The following is a 19,395-nucleotide window of genomic DNA, read 5'->3' as shown; positions in this document are numbered from 1 at the left end:
GCATCGTCCGACGGGCATGAGCTTCCTCCGGATCGGACTGTGGTTCCTGGCCGTCGTGCAGGCGGGCGTCGGCGGCTGGGCGTTGATCTCGCCGCAGGGCTTCTACGACGGCTTCCCGGCGCCCGGCCACCACTGGGTGGCGATGTTCCCGCCGTTCAACGAGCACCTGCTGCGCGACTTCGGCAGCCTCAACCTGGCGCTCGCGGTCGCGTTGGCGTTCGCCGCGACCAACCTGCTGCCGGCCCGCCCCGTCCTGGTGTCGTACCTGGTGTTCGCCGTGCCGCACCTGGTGTTCCACCTGGGGCACCTCGACCACATGCCGGTGGTCGACCAGGTCGGCAACGTGGTGACGCTGGCGCTCGCGGTGGTCCTGCCGATCGTCCTGCTGGTCGTCGACGCCCGACGCCCGGCCGCTGCTCAGCGACGGCCGGGCGGCTAAGTTCGAGTGATGCTGCGCGAGATCGCCGAAGCCACCAGGGGCTTGCTGGACCTGCTCGACGACGGGCAGCGGACGGCGGCGGTGCGGGACGTGGCCGACGACGAGCTGCGCACGCGATGGGCGTACACGCCGGGTCCGCGGCCGGGCCTCGGCTACGGCGAGCTGAGCCGTGACCAGCGCAAAGCCGTGCACCGGATGCTGTCGTGCGTGCTCAGCCCGCACGCCTACGCGCAGACCACCGCGATCATGGCGCTGGAGGACGTGCTGGACGACCGCGAAGGCGGCGCCCGCGACCGGCACCAGGGTGACTACTGGACCGTGCTGCTCGGCGAGCCCGGCGACGAGCCGTGGGGCTGGCGGGTCGAGGGCCACCACCTGTCGGTGAGCGTGGTCGTGGCCGAAGGGCGCGTGTCGGCGACGCCGTTCTTCCTCGGCGCGCACCCGGCCCGCACCACCTACCGGGGCCGCACGGTGCTCCAACCGCTGCGACTGGAAGAGGAGCTGGCGCGCGAGCTGCTGGACCGGATGGGTCGCACGGCACGCGGCCTGGCCGTGGTCTCCACCACGCCGCCGCCGGACCTGAAGACCGGCAACGCGCGCCGGATGGGCGACCTCGACCCCGTCGGCGTCACGCCCGCGCAGCTCGACCGGCCCGCACGCGGGCTGCTCGTCGGGCTGGTGCGGTACTACCTGGACCGGCTCACCGGCGACCTGGCCGACGAGGAGTTCGACGCGCTGGACCTCGACCGGCTGCACTTCTCGTGGGAGGGGTCGGACAAGCGCGGCGAAGGGCACTACTACCGCATCCAGGGGCCGGACCTGCTGATCGAGTACGACAACACCGACAACGACGCCAACCACGCGCACACGGTGTGGCGACGGCGGTCCGGTGACTTCGGCGAGGACCTGCTCGCCGCGCACCGCGCCTCGGTGAGGCACCGGTGACCCCCGAGGAGGCGATCGCCGAGCAGGAACGGCTGCGGCCGTCGGTGTCGACGGTGACCGATCCCGGGCTGGTGGTGCGGCACGTCGCCGGGCTCGACGTGTCCTACGGCGACGACGAGCGGCTGGCCGCGGCGATCGTGGTGCTGGACGCGGAGTCGTTGCGGACCGTGGACTCCGTCGTGGTGACGGGCAAGGCGGACTTCCCGTACGTGCCGGGGCTGTTCGCGTTCCGGGAGCTGCCGTCGTTGCTGGAGGCGATGGGGAAGCTGACCGTGCCGCCGGACCTGCTGGTGTGCGACGGGCAGGGATTGGCGCACCCCCGGCGGTTCGGGCTGGCGTGCCACCTCGGGGTGGTGACCGACCTGCCGAGCGTCGGCGTGGCCAAGACGCCGATGGGCCGGTTCGAGATGCCGGACGACGCGCGCGGCGCGCACACCGACCTCGTGGACGACGGCGAGGTCGTGGGACGGGCGTTGCGGACGCGGGAAGGGGTGAAGCCGGTGTTCGTGTCGGTGGGTCACCGCATCGACCTCGACCGGGCGTGCGCGGAGGTGCTGCGGCTGTGCGTGACGCGCCTGCCGGAGACGACCCGCCGTTCCGACGCGTTGGGCCGGGCTCAGCTCAGGTAGGCCAGCTCCGGGTGCCGCCGCACGTAGGTGTCCAGCAGGCTCCGCGCGGTGGCGACCGAGTCGACCAGCGGGTGCAGGGCGAACGCCTTGAGCGCGGCCGGGCGCGTGCCCTCCATGATCAGCCGGTCCACGGCCTTGACCGACGTGACGAGACCCGCGGCGTGGTCGGGCAGCGGGCTCACCGGCAGCGGACGCGCGCCGGTGGCGTCCACTTCGCACGGCACCTCGACGATCGCGGCATCGTCCACAGTGGACAGTGTGCCGTTGTTGGGCACGTTGAGGATCAGCGTCGCGGTCTCGTTGTCCGCGATGGCCCGCATGAGCGCCATGGCCACGTGTTCGTAGCCGCCGCCTTCTAGGCTGTCGCGTTCACGTTCTTGGGCCATGTACGTCGCTTCACGCTCCAGCCGCGTGGTCTCCCAGTCCACGTCGCCGTCGTAGAAGCGTCGTTGTTGGTCGAGCAGGAAAGCACCCCGGTTGTCGCCCAACGCCTCACGCGTCGAGTAGTAGTAGTGCAGGTACTCGTTGGGGATCACGCCCAACGCGCGCAACCACTCCGCGCCGAACAACCGGCCTTCCTCGAAACCGGTCAACGCCCGGTCGTCGGCCAGCAGGGTGGGCAGCAGGTTCTCCGTGCCCAGGTAGACGCCCTGCAGCCAGCCGAGGTGGTTCAGGCCCGCGTAGTCGAACGTCGGGTTCTCCAGGTCGAGCGCCTTGGCGACGCGGCGGCACAGGCCCAGCGGCGAGTCGCAGATGCCGATCACGCGCTCGCCGAGGTGGCGGGCCATGGTCTCGGTGATCAGCCCGGCCGGGTTGGTGAAGTTGACGACCCACGCGTGCGGCGCGAGTTCGGCGATGCGCCGGGCGATGGCGTCCACCACCGGCACGGTGCGCAGGCCGTACGCGATCCCGCCCGCGCCGACGGTCTCCTGCCCGAGCACGCCGTGCGCGTGCGCCACCTCCTCGTCGATCGCGCGCCCCGCCAGGCCGCCCACCCGGATCGCGGAGAACACGAAGTCCGCGCCGCGCAGCGCCTCGTCCAGGTCCGTGGTGGCGGTGACCGGCGGGCCGTCGCGCAGCACGGGGCGGATCGCGGCCAACCGGTCCGCGTCCACGTCGTGCAGCACGAGTTCGGTGATGTGCTCGTCCAGCGCCTTGTGCACGAGCGGCACGCGGAAGCCGCCGCCGCCCAGGATGACCAGCCTCATGCGTCCCATCCTGCCCCGGCGAGCAACGCCACGAAGGCCGAGGCGAGTGGATCGGGCGTCTTGTGCCCGTAGGCGACCAGCGTCCGCCGCACCGGGGGATCGGTGCGCAGGACCGTGCCGTCGAACGTCTCCGGCACGATGTTGCGCGGCACGAGCGCGGGCCCGAGCCCGGACGCGGCCAGCACGGGCGCCGCCGCGGTCTGCTCGGTGCGCACGGCCGCGCCCGGCTGGAAGCCGCGGTCCGCGCACGCTGCGTCGACCAGGTCGGCCAGGCCGTTGCCCGGCGCGTAGTGCACCCACCCGACGTCGGCGAGCTCACGCAGGTCGATCGGCTCCCGGTGGTGCGTGTCGGGTGGCAGGACGATCACGAACTCCTCCACGCCGAGCCGCTGGGTGAAGCCGACCCAGTTCACCGGCTCGGGGCCGAGGGCGATGTCGGCCTGCCCGTCGGCCATCGCTTCCCGCAGCTCGTCGGCGTGGCGGTGCTCGAACAGGCGGATCCGCACGTCGGGGTGCTCGGCGCGCCACCGCCGGAGCACGGCCGGCAGCACGCCCAGGGTCAGCGAGTAGAGCGTGGCCACGCGCAGTTCACCGCACTCCACGCCGGCCGTGCGTCGTGCGGCGGTGAGCGCACGCTCCGCCTCGTCCAGGGCGGCACGGGCGTGGGGGAGCCAGGCGCGGCCGGCGGGCGTGAGGCGGACGGCGCGGGGGAGCCGGTCGAGCAGCCGTGCGCCCACGGCCCGTTCCAAGGCCAGGATCTGGTGCGAGAGGGCGGGCTGGGTGACGTGCAGCACCTCGGCGGCGCGGGTGAAGGAGCCCTCGTCCACGACCGTGATCAGGTACTCGAACTGCCGCAAGGTCATGACCTCAGCTTATGTCTTCCAGAAAGAACATGCCTTGGACTTATGTGTGAGGAACATCCGATGATCGGTCCATGGCATTGACCGAACAGGCCCGCGCGGTGCTGGACAAGCTCGCGGGCGCGCCCCCGCTGGAGGAGCTGACCGTCTCCGAGGCACGCCGGGCGCAGTGGGGTTTCGTGGCGTTCCAGGGTCCGCCGGAGCCGGTGGCGCGCGTGGCGCACCTCTTCGTGCCCGGTCCGACGGCCGACCTGCCCGCGCGGATCTACTACCCCGAGGGCGACGGGCCGTTCCCGGCGATCGTGTTCCTGCACGGCAGCGGCTGGGTGACGTGCAACCTCGACATCTACGACGTGGCGCTGCGCGCGTTGGCCAACGCCACCGGGCACGCGGTGTTCGCGGTGAACTACCAGAAGGCGCCGGAGCACCCGTTCCCCGTGCCGCTGGACGATTCCTACGCGGCCACGGAGTGGCTGTTCGAGCACGCGGCGTCGGTGGACGTGGACCCGGCGCGGATCGGGGTCATGGGCGACAGCGCGGGCGGCAACCTCGCCGCCGCCGTGGCGCTGAAGGCCCGCGGCGCGCTCGACCTCGCGTTCCAGGTGCTGGTGGTGCCGGCGCTGGACGTCGACTTCACCACCCGGTCCTACGTCGACCACGCGACCGGTTTCGGGCTGTCGACCGGGACGATGCGGTGGTTCTGGTCGCACTACCTCGGTTCGACCCCCGTCTCGGAGCTCGCCGCGCCGTTGCGCGCGTCGGTCGCCGGGCTGGCGCCCGCGTTCGTGGCCATCGCCGGGCACGACCCCGTGCGCGACGACGGCGAGCGGTACGCGGCCCGGCTGGCGGAGGCCGGTGTGCCGGTGAGATTGCGGGAGTTCGAGGGCACGATTCACCCGTTCGTGCTGATGGACGGCGCGCTCGACGAGTACCGCGTGCTGCTGGGCGAACTGCGGACCTGGCTCGGTGCCCGGTGATGCCGCCCGCGTTGCTCGCGCTGGCCGTCGGCGCGTTCGGCATCGGGACCACGGAGTTCGTGATCGTCGGCCTGTTGCCGCAGGTCGCGGGCGATCTCGAGGTCTCGATCCCGTCCGCCGGGCTGCTCGTCTCCGGCTACGCGCTGAGCGTCGTGGTCGGCGCGCCGCTGATCACGGCGGGAGGGTCGCGGCTGCCGCGCAAGCAGTTGCTGGTCGGGCTGATGGCGTTGTTCATCGTGGGCAACCTGGTGTGCGCGGTGGCCGACGACTACGCGGTGCTGATGGCGGGCCGGGTCGTCGCCGCGCTGTGCCACGGCGCGTTCTTCGGCGTCGGGTCGGTGGTCGCGGCCGGGTTGGTCGCGCCGGACCGGCGGGCGCGGGCGATCGCGATGATGTTCACCGGGCTGACCGCGGCGAACGTGCTCGGCGTGCCCGCGGGCACGGCGCTGGGGCAGGAGCTCGGGTGGCGGTCGACGTTCTGGGCGGTGACCGCGCTGGGCGTGGTCGGGCTGGTGGGGATCGTGGCGCTGGTGCCGCCGCAGCCCGCGTCGACCGGCCTGCGCGGCGAGCTGGCGGTGTTCCGGCGGCCGGGTGTGTGGCTGGCCCTGGTGACGACGGCGCTCGGGTTCGGCGCGGTGTTCGCGTCGTTCACCTACGTCGCGCCGATGATGACGGAGGTGGCCGGGTTCTCCCCGGGCGCGGTGACGTGGCTGCTGGTGCTGTTCGGGGTCGGGCTGTTCGTGGGCAACGTGGTGGGCGGGCGTGCGGCGGACCGTCGCCTGATGCCCAGCCTGTACGCGTTCCTGGGCGCGTTGGTGGTGGTGCTGGCGGTGTTCGCGTTCACCGCGCAGTGGGCCGTGCCGGCGGCGATCACGATCGCGGTGTTCGGCGTGTTCGGGTTCGCCACCGTGGCGCCGTTGCAGGCCAGGGTGCTGGAGCAGGCGTCGGGCGCGCCCGCGCTGGCGTCGGCGGCGAACATCGCCGCGTTCAACCTCGGCAACGCGGCGGGCGCGTGGCTGGGCGGCGCGGCGATCGACGCCGGGTTCGGCTACACCGCGCCCAACTGGGTGGGCGCGGTCATGGCGCTGGCCGCGCTCGGCGTGGCGGTGGCGAGTGGCGTCAGTGACCGAGCGCGTCGATCTCGGCCAGCAGTGACCGTTTGAGGTCTTCGGAGGCGAAGCTGGCCCGTACGCCGGTGCGGGCCAGCTCGGCGAGCTCCGCCTTGCCCAGGCCGAACACCTCGTGGCACAGCAGGTACTCGCGGTCCAGGTCGGTGTGGAACATGCCGGGGTCGTCCGTGGCCAGGGTCACCGGCACGCCCGCGTCGAGCAGCTTCGGCAACGGGTGGTCCTTCAGGTCCTTGACGGCGCCCGTGCGGAGGTTCGAGGTCGGGCAGACCTCCAGGGTGATCCGCTCGGCGGCGAGCCGACGCAGCAGCCCGGGGTCGGCCACCGCGTTGACGCCGTGGCCGATCCGTTCGGCGTGCAGCTCGTCCAGCGCCTCCCGGACCTGGTCCGGACCGGTGGTCTCGCCCGCGTGCGGCACGCAGTGCAGGCCCGCGTCCCGGGCGACGGTGAACGCCTCCCGGAACGCCCGCCGGGGCGCGTCCGCCTCGAACCCGCCGAGCCCGAAGCCGACGGTGCCCGGCGGCCGGTGCGTGACGGCGTACTCCGCGCTGGTCAGGCCGAAGTCCCGGTCCCACAGGCCGGGGATGTCGAACACCCACGCCAGCTCGACGCCGTGCTCGGCCAACGCCCGCTCGCGGCTCGTGGTGAGGGCCTCGTCCAGCTCCTCCGGCGCGATGCCCGCGCGCAGGTGGCTGGTCGCGCTCACGGTCACCTCGGCGTAGCGGACGTTGCGCCGCGCCTGCTCCTCGGCCAGGCCCAGCACCAGCGCGGCGACGTCGTCACCCGTGGTGACCAGGTCGTTCACCGCCGCGTAGACGTCGATGAAGTGGCCGAAGTCGGTGAACTCGTAGAACCGGAGCAGCTCCGGCTCGTCGGTCGGGACGCCGTGCCCGGCGTGCCGGCGGGCGAGGGTGAGGACGGTGGCGGGGGAGGCTGACCCGACGAGGTGGACGTGCAACTCCACTTTGGGCAGCGCGGCGATGAAGTCAAGCATGGCCCGGGGGAGTCTGCACAGGTCTCCGCCGCTGGTCAAGGGGCCGTTCGTCGGGTCTTCGACTGCTGTCCACTGTGGACTTTGGGAACGCTTGACAGGGGTTGGGGCGCGGGGGAGGGTCACCCGCAAACCTGTCCTACACATGATGGGGGTTCGGTCGTGAAGGGTGCACGGAGAGCCGCGGTGCTCGCCGCCCTGGTGACGTTGCCGCTGGGGCTGACGCCCGCGGTGGCGGGCGCCGTCGCGGAAGGCCCGGTGTTCGTCGGTGGCGAGGCGCAACCCGTCTTCGACCCGAAGGACGTGGTCCGCGAGAGCGTGTGGGTGCGCGCGCCGGTCGACAGCGACCGCGACGGGCACGACGACGAGGTCTACACCGAGGTGGTGCGCCAGAAGGCCACCGACCGCGGGCTGAAGGTGCCGGTGGTGTTCTTCAACAGCCCGTACTTCTCCGGCGGCAACGACGTGGCCAACCACGACGTCGACGTGGAGTTGTACGTGCCGAACCGGCGCGGCGGGTACGACAAGCGGGACGGTTCGCTGCTCAAGGCGGAGGCGGACGAGCGCATCGCCGCCGCCGTCGGGCCCAACCCGGCCCCGATCCGGTCCGGCCGCTACGAGGACTACTTCGTCTCCCGCGGCTTCGCCATGGTCTACGCCGAGTCGCTCGGCACCGGCAAGTCGTCCGGCTGCCCCACCTCGGGCGGCCACAACGAGACCGTCGGCTCGAAGTCCGTGGTCGACTGGCTGAACGGCCGCGCCACCGCGCGTGACGCGGCGGGCGCGCCGGTCACGGCGGGCTGGACCACCGGCAAGGTCGCGATGATGGGCGTGTCCTACAACGGCACCCTGCCCAACGCCGTCGCCGCCACCGGGGTCGAGGGCCTCGAGGCCATCGTGCCCATCGCGGCCATCTCCAGCTGGTACGACTACTACCGGGCCGACGGCGCGGTGGTCGCGCCCGGCACGTTCCAGGGCGAGGACCTCGACGTGCTGGCGGAGTACGTCTACACGCGCGAGGACCGGGAGGTCTGCAAGCCCGTGATCGCCGACCTGGCGGCCCGCCAGGACCGCGTGACCGGCGACTACAGCGAGTTCTGGGACGAGCGCAACTACGTCAAGGACGCTTCGAAGGTGCGGGCCGCGGTCCTGGCCGTGCACGGGTTGAGCGACTGGAACGTCAAGGTCAAGCACGTCGCGCAGTGGTACGACGCGCTGCGGCGGCAGGGCGTGGAGCACAAGATCTGGCTGCACCAGGCCGGGCACACCGACCCGGACACGCTGCGGTCGGTCGAGTGGCGGCGCACGATCAACCGCTGGTTCAGCCACTACCTGTACGGCGTCGACAACGGCATCGAGCGCGAGCCCAAGGCGACGATCCAGCGCGAGGACAGGACCACGTGGGTGGACGAGGCCGACTGGCCCGCTCCCGGCACGTCGACCGCCCGGGTGTACCCGTGGGCGGGCGGCACGGCCAAGGGCGCGCTGCGGTTCGCGTCCGTGCCCGGCAACGCGGTGGTCGAGACGTTGCACGACGACTCGTCCAAGCTCGCCGAGGACCTGATCGACCTGCCCACCTCCGGCAACCGGCTGGCGTACACGACGGGGCCGACCGTCTCGCCGCTGCGGTTCTCCGGCGTGGCCCGGGTCGACCTGGCGATCTCGTTCGACCGGCCGGCGGCCAACGTGACCGCGCTGCTGGTGGACCGGGCGCCGGACGGCACGTCGCACGTGATCACGCGCGGGTGGACCGACCCGCAGAACCGGGTGTCGCCGTCGCGGACCAAGCCGATCGAGCCGGGCAAGCAGTACCGGGTCGAGGTGGAGCTGGAGCCGAACGACTACGTGGTCCCGTCTGGTCACCGCGTCGAGTTCGTGCTGATCTCTTCTGACCACGACTACACGCTGCGGCCGGATCCGGGCGCGGGGCTGTCGGTCGACCTGACGTCGACGGTCGTGGAGCTCCCCGTGGTCGGGGGCCTCGCCGCGTTGCGCCTATCGGTTGGTTAGAAAGTAATTCACGAAGCGTCTATCTCGAAAGTCTTCCACTAACGGGTGCGGCTGTGGTCGGATCGGCGCCACAGTCGTCAAGGAGGTGGCAGATGAGCCGAACCCGGCGCGCTTGGGCCACGGCACTGGTGGCGCCGCTGGTCGGCCTCGTCCTCACGCAGGGCGAGGCCGCCGCGGCGCCCGGGTTCCAGATGCCGTTCCCGTGCAACCAGGTCTGGTCGGGTCAGACCCGGACCAGCCACAGCCCGGCCAACGCCGTGGACTTCAATCGCACCGACGATGTCGGCGATCCCGTGGTGGCGTCGGCGGCGGGCACGGTGACGCGGGTGGAGAACGAGGGCGGCACCAGCTACGGCCGGTGGATCGAGATCGGTCACGGCGGTGGGTGGCGCACCCGGTACGCGCACCTGTCCGTGCAGCGGGTGAGCGTCGGCCAGACCGTCTCGCGGGGGCAGCGCATCGGCGACGTCGGCACGACCGGCGGGTCGACCGGGCCGCACCTGCACTTCGAGCAGCGGCTCGACGGCGTGGCGCAGAGGATCGTGTTCAACGGCTCGCAGATCCTCTACTGGGGCACGCGCAACTACACCAGCCGCAACTGCTGAGTGGGCGATTTGTTGCTGCTCCGTTCGGTTGGTTAGGAACTAATTCACCAACTCAACACATGGTAAGTCTTCCACTTAGACGGTCGGGCGTGGTCGGATGATCACCCTTAGTCGTCAAGGAGGTGGCAGATGAGCCGACGTGTGTTCGTCACGGCCTTGGTGGCGCCGCTGATCGGCCTCGTCCTCACGCAGGGCGAGGCCGCGGCGGCGCCGACCTTCCAGATGCCGTTCCCGTGCAACCAGGTGTGGGAGGGCCAGACCCGCACCAACCACAGCCCCGCGAACTCGGTCGACTTCAACCGGGCGAACGACGACGGCGACCCGGTCGTCGCGTCGGCGGCGGGCAGCGTCACGAGGGTCGCGAACGAGGGCAGCACGAGCTACGGGCGGTGGGTCGAGATCGACCACGGCGGTGGCTGGCGCACCCGGTACGCGCACCTGTCCGCGCAGAGCGTGTCCGTCGGGCAGTCCGTGCGGATCGGCCAGCGGATCGGCAGCGTGGGCACGACCGGCGGGTCGACCGGGCCGCACCTGCACTACGAGCAGAGGCTCAACGGCGTCGACCAGAAGATCAAGTTCAACGGGACGCAGATCTACTACTGGGGCACGCGCAGCTACACCAGCCGCAACTCGTGCGGCACCAGCGGGGTGACCGGCACGGTCGGCACCGACAGCGGCGCGTCGGTGACCATCAGGTCCGGTCCCGGCACCCAGTACGCGGCCGTCGGCTCGGTCGCGAACGGCGCGACGGTGACGATCAGCTGCCAGGCGCAGGGCGAGACGATCACCGGCAAGTACGGCACCACCAACCTGTGGGACAAGATCGGGTCCGGTTACATCTCCGATGCCTACGTGTACACAGGTTCGGACGGTCTGGTAGCACGGTGGTGGTTTGTTCCCTCTGGGGGCGGGGCGGCTCCCTGTTGGGTGGGAGCGGCCTTCCGCGAGTTGTCCACAGTTCGACGATCGCCGCCGGCCACCCGCGCCCTCCTCGGCCAGGGTCGGACCCATGACGAAGCCGCTGCCCCCGACCCGACTGCGCGACCCGGGCGACCTGATCGCCGCCGTGCCGCACCTGCTGGGCTTCCACCCGTCCGACTCGGTCGTCGTCCTGGTGGTGCGCGACCACGACGTGACCATGACCTTGCGCGCCGACCTGCCGTCGTCCGGCGTGCCGCGCCGCGTGGCCGAGCGGCTCACCGCGCCGCTGGCCGGGTGCCGGGGCGACGACGCGGTGGTCGTCGTGATCGGCGGCGGTTCGGGCGACCCGCCCGAGGACCTGCCGCACGACGCGGTGGTGGACGAGCTGGACGACGCCCTCCACGCCGCCGACGTCCCGCTCCTGCTCGCCGTGTGGACGCGTGCGACGGCGAAGGGCGAGCGCTGGTTCGACTACCACGACGTGGGCACCTCGGGCACCGTGCCGGACCCGTCGAGCACGGCGTTCGCCGCGGCGTCGGCGGCGGAGGGCCACGTCACCTACGCCAGTCGTGAGGCGATGGGCGACGTCCTGACCCCCGACCCACCGGACGCCCTGTCCCGCCGATCCACCCTCCTCAACCGCCTGGCCGCCGACCACCCGCCACCGGACGACGAGACGGTGCCCCGCCGCGACCGCGAGCTGATCCACGCCGAGGTGCTGCGCGCGGCCACCCGCAAACGCCTGTTGACCGATGAAGAGGTGGCCGACCTCGCCCACGCCCTGTCGAACCCGCTGACGAGGGACGCGAGCCTGGCCTACTGCGTCGGCGAGCACGCCGGGAGCGCCGAAGCCCTGTGGACCGAGCTGACCAGGGCGAGCCCCGCCCCGGAACGGGCGGAAGCGGCCACCCTCCTGGCCTTCTCGGCCTACATCAGGGGCAACGGCACCCTGGCCCTTCTCGCCCTGGACCGCGCCGAAGAAGCCAACCCCGACCACCGCCTGACCGAACTGCTCCGCGCGGCCCTGAACGGAGGCCTCCCCCCAACCCAAATCCGCCACCTGGCCGAACGAGTGGCCGCCACCGACTGGGCCACCCCACCCACCAACCTGACCGAGCCCCGGCCCCGCCCCACCTGACCAACCCTGCCACCGACAACCCCTCACGACCGGCCGCCCGGCACGGGCCCGCCACCGCCACCACCGCCTCGGCTACCACCCGCACCGGCACCGGCAACTCGGCCAGCCACGCGCTGGTCTTGCACACCTCGGCCTTGGTCGTGGGCCGTTGTGGAGCCGGGTCCGGTCCGCGTGCCGGACGCAGCGCGCCCACATCGCCGCTGGCGCCGGCTGCTCGGCCACGCACGCGTTGGTCTTGCGTGGTTCGAGCCTGGTGGTGGGTCGTTGTGGAGCCGGGTCCGGTCGGCGTGCCCGGCGCGCCGCACCGGCACACTGGCTGCTTGTTCGGCTACGTGTTGGTCTCGTGCGCCTCTGCCTTGGTGGCGGGTCGTCGCGGATCCAGAACGGGGCCTGGTCGGCCTGCCCGGCGCGGCGCGTGCGCACAACCGCTGGTGCCGGCTGATCGGCTGGGCGCGTGTTGGTCTTGCGTGGTTCGGGCCTGGTGGTGGGTCGTTGTGGAGCCGGGTCCGGTCGGCGTGCCCGGCGCGCCGCACCGGCACACTGGCTGCTTGTTCGGCTACGTGTTGGTCTCGCACACCTCGGCTTTGGTGGTGGGTCGTTGCGGAACCGGGTCCGGTCCGCGTGCCGGACGCGGCGCGCCCGCATCGCCGCTGGTGCCGGCTGGTCGGCCACGCACGCGTTGGTCTTGCGCGGTTCGGCCCTGGTGGCGGGTCGTTGTGGAGCCGGGTCCGGACTGGCCGGCCGGCCCCGCGCGCCGCGCCCGCACCGCCGCTGGCGTCGAACGCACCGAACTGCTGACCGAATCCCCGGTCAGCCCGCCTGCAAAGCCCGCAGACTCGGAGGAAAAGGAGGATCAAGGAGACGAACCGCAACCACGACACAGGAGAGCCGCGGGCCATTCACGGCTGGAAGTACTCCGCCATCAGGTGGCTGACCCAGTCCGGCTGCTCGACGTCCGCCGGGAGGAACTCCACCATCGTCGGCTTCAGGTCGATGACCGGGGTGCCGGAGACCGCGTCGAGCCCGACCACCGTCAGCTCACGGCCGCGCACGGACTCGATGGCGCAGCACGTCACCCCGATGCGGTTCGGCCTGCGCGGCCCGCGGCCCGCGAAGACACCGACGGGCGGGAGGTCCGGGCGCCCGCGGTAGGGGCGGGGTTCGCGGAAGTCGTCGCTCTCCGGGAACTGGTCGAAGACGAAGAGCACCTCCACGTGGGAGAAGCCCTCCAACCCTTGGAGGCACGCCTCGCCGAAGCGCTCGTCGACGGTGATCGTGCTGCGGACGGCGCCCCAGTTGTCCGTGTGCTGAACGTCCGTCCGGTCGTTGCGGACCGTGCCGATCGGGGTGATTTCGAAGCTCTGCATGGGAGGAGGTGCTCTCTTCGCCGGCGTTGTGCCTGGATAAACGTGACTGCGAGCTGTGACGCGCGGCCGGGTGGGTGCCGGCGGGTTCGGCGCACCACGCGGCCAAGCCGCGCCACCGCTCCCGTGCCTCCACGGACCCACCTCGGGCCGGCCGCGGACCTGCGCGCACTGCAGCCGTCCGCGGAACCCGGCTGCGGAGGACCACCCGCACCGGAGCCAGCCGCGAAACCACAGGCACCGGAGCCGTCCGCGGACCCCGGCCGGTGCCCGCGCGCACCGGGGACCTGCCCGCTGACCGCCTAGACGAGTTCCGGCCGTTCCCAAGGCTCGCCGAGCACGTGCTCCGCCAAGAACGCGAAGACCGTCTCGTACCAGACCTTGGCGTTGCCGGGCGTCAGGATCCAGTGGTTCTCGCTCGGGAAGTACAGGAACTTCGCCGGCACACCGTGCCGCACGAGGTCGAAGTACAGCCGTTGCCCCTCGCCGATCGGCACCCGGTAGTCCTTGTCGCCGTGGATCACCAGCACCGGTGTCTTGACGTCCGCCACCCGCAGGTGCGGCGAGTTCGCCCGCACGGTGTCCTGCTGCCGCAGCGGGTCGCCCATCTCGCGGATCCAGTAGTACGAGTCGTCGGTGGTCCCGGTGAACGCGTCCAAGTGCCACAACGACGCGTGCGTCACGATCGCCTTGAACCGGTCGGTCTGCGTGGCGATCCAGTTCGCCATGTAGCCGCCGAAGGACCCACCCATGGCGGCCGTCCGCGAGTCGTCGACGTCGTCCCGCCGCACCGCCACGTCGGTGATCGCCATCAAGTCCGTGTACGGCTTGTCGCCCCACGAAGCCCACCCGGCGCGCACGAAGTCGTGCCCGTACCCGGTCGACAGCGCCGGGTCCGGCAGCAGCACCGCGTAGCCCCGCGCCGCCATCAACCACGGGTTCCAGCGCCAGCTCCACCCGCTCCAGCTCATCACCGGACCGCCGTGCACCCACAGCAGCAACGGCGCCGGCTGCGACGCCGACGCGCCACGAGGCAGCACCAGCCAAGCCCGCACGGTCCGGCCGTCCTCGACCACCGTCTCGACCTCGGTCAACGTCCCCGGCACCGACTCCACCGCACCGGGCGCGGGCAGCGGCACGGCCACCTGGTCCACACCGGACGCGGACAGCCGCACGGGCTGCGGCGGGTGGTCCCACGCGCTGCGCAACGCGTACACCGACGCACCGTCGGGACTGACCCGCACATCGGTGTAAGCACCGGACGCGGTCAGCTTCACCACCGAGCCGGACGCCAGGTCCAGCTTCCAGATCGGCTGGTGACCCCGGTGGCTGCTGATGAAGTACACCGCGTCACCGGTCGGGCTCACGACCGGGTGGTCGGGCTCCTCGGCGAAGTCCGCCGCCAATTCCTCGACCGACCCCGACTCCAGGTCGATGCGCACCAGCGTGTTCGTCCACGGGCGGTCCGCCGTGGAGTCGAGCGCGCGCACCGCGATCACGCCCGACGAGTCCGGCAGGAACACCGGCTGCAGGAACGAGTGCCCGTCGACGTCGGCCAGCACCCGGTCGACCGCACCGTCGGTCGACGTCAGCCGCAGCCGCACCCGCTTGCCGTACGACGCGCTCACCGCGACGCCCTCGGTGCGCACGACCCACCGGCCGTCCGGGCTGATCGCGGGCGAGTCGTCCAGCCGCGCCGCGGCGTTGGGCGTCAGGTCCACCAGGTCCGACGACTGGTCGATCCGCTCGCGGTCCACCTCGACCGGCGACGTGGTCGCCAGCAGCCGGGGGAAGCTCGGCCCGAGGTCGGAGTCCCAGTACCGCACCGGGTACGACTCGTGCAGGATCGCGGTCACCCCGGCGTCCTCGCGGGCCTTGCGGTGCTGCTCGTCCTGCTCGCCGAAGTCCACGGTCGGGTGCGCGCCGGCCGTGAGCAGCACGGTGCCCGCCTCCCGCGCCACCGCGAACTCCGACACCCCGCCGGCCGGGCGGTACAGCTCGCGCGCCTCGCCGACGGGCGGCAGCAGCCACAGCGCCGCCTTGTCCTTCTTGTCGCGGTCGGCCGGCTTGGCCTCCTGGTCGGGCCGCGCCGAGAGGAACAGCAGCGTGCCGTCCGGCGTGAACGCAGGCGCCGACTCGCCCTTCGCGCCGCGGGTCAACCGCCGCGCGGGACGCTCACCGGCCGGATCGACCTCCCACAGCGAGCCCTGCCACGCCTTGCCGTCCGCCGAGAGCGTCGCCACCACGGTGACCAGCCGCGTGCCGTCCGGTGACAGCGCGAGCGAGGAGAGCCGCGGCATCTCCGTGAACGAGGTCAGGTCTCCGAACCCGGCCTCGGTGATCTTGCCTGCCATCACGCCCCCTGTTGTGACCGGGTGAAGTCCCACGCGTCGCGCACGATGCCGGCCAGGTCCACCCGTTCGGGCTTCCAGCCCAGCTCGGTGCGGGCCTTCTCGCTGGAGGCCACGAGCACCGCCGGGTCACCCGCCCGGCGCGGCGCCACGTCGGCGGGGATCGGGTGGCCCGTCACCTCGCGGCAGGCGTCGATGACCTGCTTGACCGAGAAGCCCAACCCGTTGCCCAGGTTGTAGATGCGGTGCTCGCCCGCCGCCGCGTGCTCCAACGCCCGCAGGTGCGCGTCGGCCAGGTCCACGACGTGGATGTAGTCGCGCACGCACGTGCCGTCGTCGGTGGGCCAGTCGTCGCCGTAGACCTGCACCCGCTCACGGCGGCCGGACGCGACCTGGAGCACGATCGGGATCAGGTGCGTCTCCACGCCGTGCCGCTCGCCGAACCGCCCGTACGCGCCCGCGACGTTGAAGTAGCGCAGCGACACGGCGGCCAGGCCGTGCGCGGCGGCGTAGGAGGTGATCGCGTGGTCGATCGCGAGCTTCGTCGCGCCGTAGGTGTTGGTGGGACGCGTCGGCGCGGTCTCCGCGATCGGCACCTGCTCCGGCTCGCCGTAGGTCGCGGCCGTGGAGGAGAACACCAGCCGGGGCGTGCCGTGCTCGCGCATCGCGTCCAGCAGCCGCAGCGACGTCACCACGTTGCCCTGCCAGTACTTCGCCGGGTCCAGCATGGACTCGCCGACCAGCGACTTGGCGGCGAAGTGCAGCACACCGTCGAAACCCTCGGCGAGCAGGTCACCGATCGCGTCGTCGATGCCCGCCTCGACCAGCCGCACGCCGTCCGGCGCCGCGTCCGCGTGCCCGGTGGACAGGTCGTCCAGCACGACCACCTCGTGCCCGGACTCCACCAACCTGGCCGCGCAGACGCTGCCCACGTACCCGGCACCGCCCGTGACGAGCAACTTCACCCTGCATCCCCGCTTTCGACCAGTCCGTCAGTGATCCCGGCCGGCGCCCGCCGAGGGCACGGCCGTGAAAGTCCTCGGTGTCGTCCAACCACGTCCGGCGAACGCGGCCAGCACCCGCCGCACCACCTCGTCGTGCCGCTCGACGGGCACCAGCGCGATCGCCGACCCGCCGAACCCGCCGCCGGTCATCCGCGCGCCCAACGCGCCCGCCGCCTTCGCCGCGTCGACCGCGACGTCCAGCTCGGGCGCGGACACCTTGTAGTCGTCCCGCAACGACGCGTGGGAGCCGTCCAGCAGCGGACCCAGCTCCGCCAACCGGCCGGCGCGCAGCAGTTCCACCGCCGCGAGCACCCGCTCGTTCTCGGTCACCACGTGGCGCGCCAGCGGGCGCAGCTCCTCGGGCAACCGGGCCAGCGCGTCGTCCAGCTCGCTCACGTCCACGTCCCGCAGTGCGGGGACCCCCAGGATCGACGCGGCCTTCTCGCAGCCCGCGCGCCGCGCGCCGTAGCCGCCGTCGGTGTGGGAATGGCTGGCCCGAGTGTCGATGACCAGCACTTCCAGGCCGTGCTCGGCGGCGTCGAACGGCACCTGCTCGGCCTTGAACGACCGCACGTCCAGGAACAGCACGTGCGCCTCGGCGCAGCACAGCGACGCGGTCTGGTCGAGCAGACCGGTGGGCGCGCCGACGAAGTCGTTCTCCGCGCGCTGCACCCAGCGTGCGATCCGCGGCAGGTCGTCGGCGGGGCGCTCGGCCAGCCCGAGCAGCGCCAACGCCACCGCGCACTCCAGCGCGTGCGACGACGACAGGCCCGCGCCCGCCGGCACGTCACCCGCGATCACCAGGTTCGCCCCGCCGGTCAGGCCCTGCTCGCGCAGCACCCACGCCACCCCCGCCGGGTACGCCGCCCAGCCGCCGACCGCGCCGGGCTCCAGGTCGGCGACCCGCACCGGCGCGGCCTGCTGCACCACGCCGTCGTCACCCACCGTGGCCACGTGCAACTGCCCGTCGTCCCGCGTCGACGCGGCCACCGCGGTCCGGTGGGGCAACGCGAACGGCAGCACGAAGCCGTCGTTGTAGTCGGTGTGCTCCCCGATCAGGTTCACCCGGCCGGGCGCCGACCAGACACCGCTCGGCGCGTCGCCGTGCAGCCGGGTGAACGCGGCGATCGCGCGCCGCGCCGGGCTCACCGGGCCTGCACCAGGACCGCGTGCGCCACCGCGGGGTCCAACTCGGCGACCGTGCCGTTGCCGCGGACCTGGATGACCTTCGCGCCGCCGAGGGAGTCGACCTCGACCGTGCCGCCCGGCACCACGCCGGCGGCCTTCAGCTCGGCCATCAGGTCCTCGTCGAGCTGCACGTGCTCGGCGATCCGGCGCACCTCGACGCGACCGCCGCCGCGCCGGGCCACCTCGTCCACCCGCACCAGGTCCGCCTCGGCGGGCGGGGCCGGCTCGCCGTCGCCCAGCTTGTCCAGCCCGGGGATGGGGTTGCCGTAGGGCGAGGTGGTGGGGTTGCCGAGGAGCTTGACCAGCTTGCGCTCGACGGCCTCGCTCATGACGTGCTCCCAGCGGCACGCCTCGCTGTGCACGTGCTCCCACTCCAGGCCGATGATGTCGACCAGGAGGCGCTCGGCGAGCCGGTGCTTGCGCATGACCGCGATGGCCAGGTTGCGACCCTGCTCGGTCAGCTCGAGGTGGCGGTCGTCCGCCACGATGACGAGACCGTCGCGCTCCATCCGCCCGACCGTCTGGCTGACCGTCGGACCGCTCTGCGCCAGCCGCTCGGCGATCCGCGCGCGCAGAGGCACTACGCCCTCTTCTTCGAGCTCGTAGATCGTGCGGAGGTACATCTCGGTAGTGTCGATGAGCTCGTTCACACCCGCTCCCCTTCGTATGGCGTCAATGCTAGTCGGCCGGTCACGGGTGCAGGATGGTGCCGTGCATCCACTGATCAGCACCGAAGCCCTGGCCGCCGCGCTGGACGGGGCCGAACCACCGGTCGTGCTCGACGTCCGCTGGCGACTGGGCGGACCGCCGGGACGTCAAGACTACGAGGTCGGGCACGTTCCCGGCGCCGTCTACGTCGACCTCGACACCGAGCTGTCCTCGCCGCCCGGCGTCGGTGGCCGCCACCCCCTGCCGGACCCGGCGGCGCTGCGAGCCGTGCTGCGCGCGGCCGGCGTGCGCCGACATCACCCGGTCGTGGCGTACGACGGTGGTGACGGGTCCGTCGCCGCGCGCGCCTGGTGGCTGCTGCGGTGGGCCGGTCACCAGGAGGTGGCGGTCCTGGACGGCGGCTTCGCGGCGTGGACCGCCGAGGGCCGTCCCGTCGACGCGAACACGCCGACGCCCGTTCCCGGCGACATCGAGGTGCGGCCCGGCGGCATGCCCGTGCTGGACGCCGACGGGGCCGCCGCGTTCACCGGGGCGGGCGTGCTGCTCGACGCCCGCGCCCCCGAGCGCTACCGGGGCGAGACCGAGCCGGTCGACCCCCGCGCCGGGCACATCCCGGGCGCGCTGAACGCGCCGACCTCGGGCCACACCTCCGCCGGCCGCTGGTTGCCCGCCGCGGCGCTGGCCGAGCGCTTCGAGGCCATCGGCGTCGCACCCGACCGCCCGGTCGCGGCCTACTGCGGGTCCGGCGTCACGGCGTCCTCCGTGGTCCTGGCCCTGGAGGTGGCCGGCATCACGAAGCCGGACGCGCCCGCCCCGCTCTACGCGGGCTCCTGGTCACAGTGGTCGTCGGACCCATCCCGACCGGCTGCGACGGGCCCGGAAGCGGGCTGAACCGCGAGGTCGCGTCGGTCGTTCGCGTCCTCATTCCCGGCGATCACGCTTTTCGATCGTCGGGAATCAGGGCGCGAA

18 protein-coding genes and 1 pseudogene are annotated in these 19,395 nt (G+C 72.5%); 10 read left to right on the top strand and 9 right to left on the bottom strand.

The window, feature by feature from the left end; genetic code table 11:
• Positions 1–16 precede the first annotated feature (16 nt).
• Genes LNK82_RS10005 through LNK82_RS09995 form a run of 3 tightly spaced genes read left to right on the top strand, consistent with a single transcriptional unit; the run spans position 17 to position 2,013 of the window.
• Positions 17–439 (top strand): hypothetical protein, encoded by a 423-nt coding sequence (locus tag LNK82_RS10005; protein WP_230566653.1) that lies wholly within the window; start codon positions 17–19, stop codon positions 437–439.
• Positions 440–448: 9 nt separating this feature from the next.
• Positions 449–1,384: a DUF3500 domain-containing protein gene (locus LNK82_RS10000; protein ID WP_230566652.1), complete on the top strand. Its 936-nt coding sequence runs from the start codon at positions 449–451 to the stop codon at positions 1,382–1,384.
• Positions 1,381–2,013, top strand: coding sequence for an endonuclease V (locus LNK82_RS09995; protein WP_230566651.1), 633 nt, complete (start codon positions 1,381–1,383; stop codon positions 2,011–2,013). Before LNK82_RS10000 ends, LNK82_RS09995 begins: the two co-directional genes overlap by 4 nt.
• On the opposite strand, the gene LNK82_RS09990 is transcribed toward LNK82_RS09995, so the two are convergent.
• Together LNK82_RS09990 and LNK82_RS09985 are read right to left on the bottom strand one after the other, a co-directional pair.
• Positions 2,001–3,221, bottom strand: a complete 1,221-nt coding sequence (locus LNK82_RS09990) for a family 4 glycosyl hydrolase (protein WP_230566650.1) — start codon at positions 3,219–3,221, stop codon at positions 2,001–2,003. The two genes, LNK82_RS09995 and LNK82_RS09990, sit on opposite strands and share 13 nt — an antisense overlap.
• Positions 3,218–4,084 (bottom strand): LysR family transcriptional regulator, encoded by an 867-nt coding sequence (locus tag LNK82_RS09985; RefSeq protein ID WP_230566649.1) that lies wholly within the window; start codon positions 4,082–4,084, stop codon positions 3,218–3,220. The genes LNK82_RS09990 and LNK82_RS09985 overlap by 4 nt, the downstream gene beginning before the upstream one ends.
• A gap of 71 nt (positions 4,085–4,155) precedes the next feature.
• Here LNK82_RS09985 and LNK82_RS09980 point away from each other — a divergent pair, with 71 nt between their 5' ends.
• Both LNK82_RS09980 and LNK82_RS09975 read left to right on the top strand, forming a co-directional pair.
• The gene (locus LNK82_RS09980; RefSeq protein ID WP_230566648.1) at positions 4,156–5,058 is read left to right on the top strand and encodes an alpha/beta hydrolase; all 903 of its coding nucleotides are present in this window, start codon (positions 4,156–4,158) and stop codon (positions 5,056–5,058) included.
• Positions 5,058–6,221, top strand: coding sequence for an MFS transporter (locus LNK82_RS09975; RefSeq protein ID WP_230566647.1), 1,164 nt, complete (start codon positions 5,058–5,060; stop codon positions 6,219–6,221). The genes LNK82_RS09980 and LNK82_RS09975 overlap by 1 nt, the downstream gene beginning before the upstream one ends.
• Here LNK82_RS09975 and add read toward each other — a convergent pair.
• Positions 6,178–7,179 carry an adenosine deaminase gene (add, locus tag LNK82_RS09970; RefSeq protein ID WP_230566646.1) on the bottom strand — a complete coding sequence of 334 codons (1,002 nt, stop codon included), beginning with the start codon at positions 7,177–7,179 and terminating at the stop codon, positions 6,178–6,180. The two genes, LNK82_RS09975 and add, sit on opposite strands and share 44 nt — an antisense overlap.
• Before the next feature lie 159 nt (positions 7,180–7,338).
• Between add and LNK82_RS09965 the strand changes: the two genes are divergently transcribed.
• The 3 genes and pseudogenes from LNK82_RS09965 to LNK82_RS09955 form a co-directional block, all read left to right on the top strand.
• The gene (locus LNK82_RS09965) at positions 7,339–9,186 is read left to right on the top strand and encodes a Xaa-Pro dipeptidyl-peptidase (RefSeq protein ID WP_230566645.1); all 1,848 of its coding nucleotides are present in this window, start codon (positions 7,339–7,341) and stop codon (positions 9,184–9,186) included.
• A 92-nt stretch (positions 9,187–9,278) separates the two neighbouring features.
• Positions 9,279–9,791 carry a M23 family metallopeptidase gene (locus LNK82_RS09960; RefSeq protein WP_230566644.1) on the top strand — a complete coding sequence of 171 codons (513 nt, stop codon included), beginning with the start codon at positions 9,279–9,281 and terminating at the stop codon, positions 9,789–9,791.
• A 129-nt stretch (positions 9,792–9,920) separates the two neighbouring features.
• Positions 9,921–10,292, top strand: a pseudogene (locus LNK82_RS09955) (M23 family metallopeptidase); the annotation flags it as partial.
• A 113-nt stretch (positions 10,293–10,405) separates the two neighbouring features.
• Here the strand turns inward: LNK82_RS09955 and LNK82_RS09950 are convergent.
• Positions 10,406–10,612 (bottom strand): hypothetical protein, encoded by a 207-nt coding sequence (locus tag LNK82_RS09950; RefSeq protein WP_230566643.1) that lies wholly within the window; start codon positions 10,610–10,612, stop codon positions 10,406–10,408.
• A gap of 188 nt (positions 10,613–10,800) precedes the next feature.
• Here LNK82_RS09950 and LNK82_RS09945 point away from each other — a divergent pair, with 188 nt between their 5' ends.
• Positions 10,801–11,850, top strand: coding sequence for a DUF4192 domain-containing protein (locus LNK82_RS09945; RefSeq protein WP_230566642.1), 1,050 nt, complete (start codon positions 10,801–10,803; stop codon positions 11,848–11,850).
• Positions 11,851–12,749: 899 nt separating this feature from the next.
• Here the strand turns inward: LNK82_RS09945 and LNK82_RS09935 are convergent.
• The 5 genes from LNK82_RS09935 to LNK82_RS09915 form a co-directional block, all read right to left on the bottom strand.
• Positions 12,750–13,217, bottom strand: coding sequence for an SAM-dependent methyltransferase (locus LNK82_RS09935; protein WP_230566641.1), 468 nt, complete (start codon positions 13,215–13,217; stop codon positions 12,750–12,752).
• 299 nt (positions 13,218–13,516) lie between these two features.
• The gene (locus LNK82_RS09930) at positions 13,517–15,568 is read right to left on the bottom strand and encodes an alpha/beta hydrolase family protein (protein WP_230566640.1); all 2,052 of its coding nucleotides are present in this window, start codon (positions 15,566–15,568) and stop codon (positions 13,517–13,519) included.
• A complete protein-coding gene (gene galE / locus LNK82_RS09925; protein ID WP_230566639.1) occupies positions 15,568–16,530 on the bottom strand; it encodes a UDP-glucose 4-epimerase GalE in 963 nt (320 codons plus the stop codon). Before galE ends, LNK82_RS09930 begins: the two co-directional genes overlap by 1 nt.
• Positions 16,531–16,557: 27 nt before the next feature.
• The gene (gene galK / locus LNK82_RS09920) at positions 16,558–17,718 is read right to left on the bottom strand and encodes a galactokinase (protein WP_230566638.1); all 1,161 of its coding nucleotides are present in this window, start codon (positions 17,716–17,718) and stop codon (positions 16,558–16,560) included.
• Positions 17,715–18,407 carry an iron-dependent transcriptional repressor DtxR gene (locus LNK82_RS09915; protein WP_230566637.1) on the bottom strand — a complete coding sequence of 231 codons (693 nt, stop codon included), beginning with the start codon at positions 18,405–18,407 and terminating at the stop codon, positions 17,715–17,717. Before LNK82_RS09915 ends, galK begins: the two co-directional genes overlap by 4 nt.
• Before the next feature lie 61 nt (positions 18,408–18,468).
• On the opposite strand from LNK82_RS09915, the gene LNK82_RS09910 reads away from it, so the two are divergent.
• On the top strand, positions 18,469–19,317 hold the full coding sequence (locus LNK82_RS09910) for a sulfurtransferase (RefSeq protein WP_230566636.1): 849 nt from the start codon (positions 18,469–18,471) through the stop codon (positions 19,315–19,317).
• Positions 19,318–19,395 lie beyond the last annotated feature (78 nt).

It is taken from the genome of Saccharothrix luteola (assembly GCF_020859565.1).
In the GTDB taxonomy this organism is placed as follows: domain Bacteria; phylum Actinomycetota; class Actinomycetes; order Mycobacteriales; family Pseudonocardiaceae; genus Actinosynnema; species Actinosynnema luteola.
This window is presented reverse-complemented; position numbering and strand designations above follow the sequence as displayed.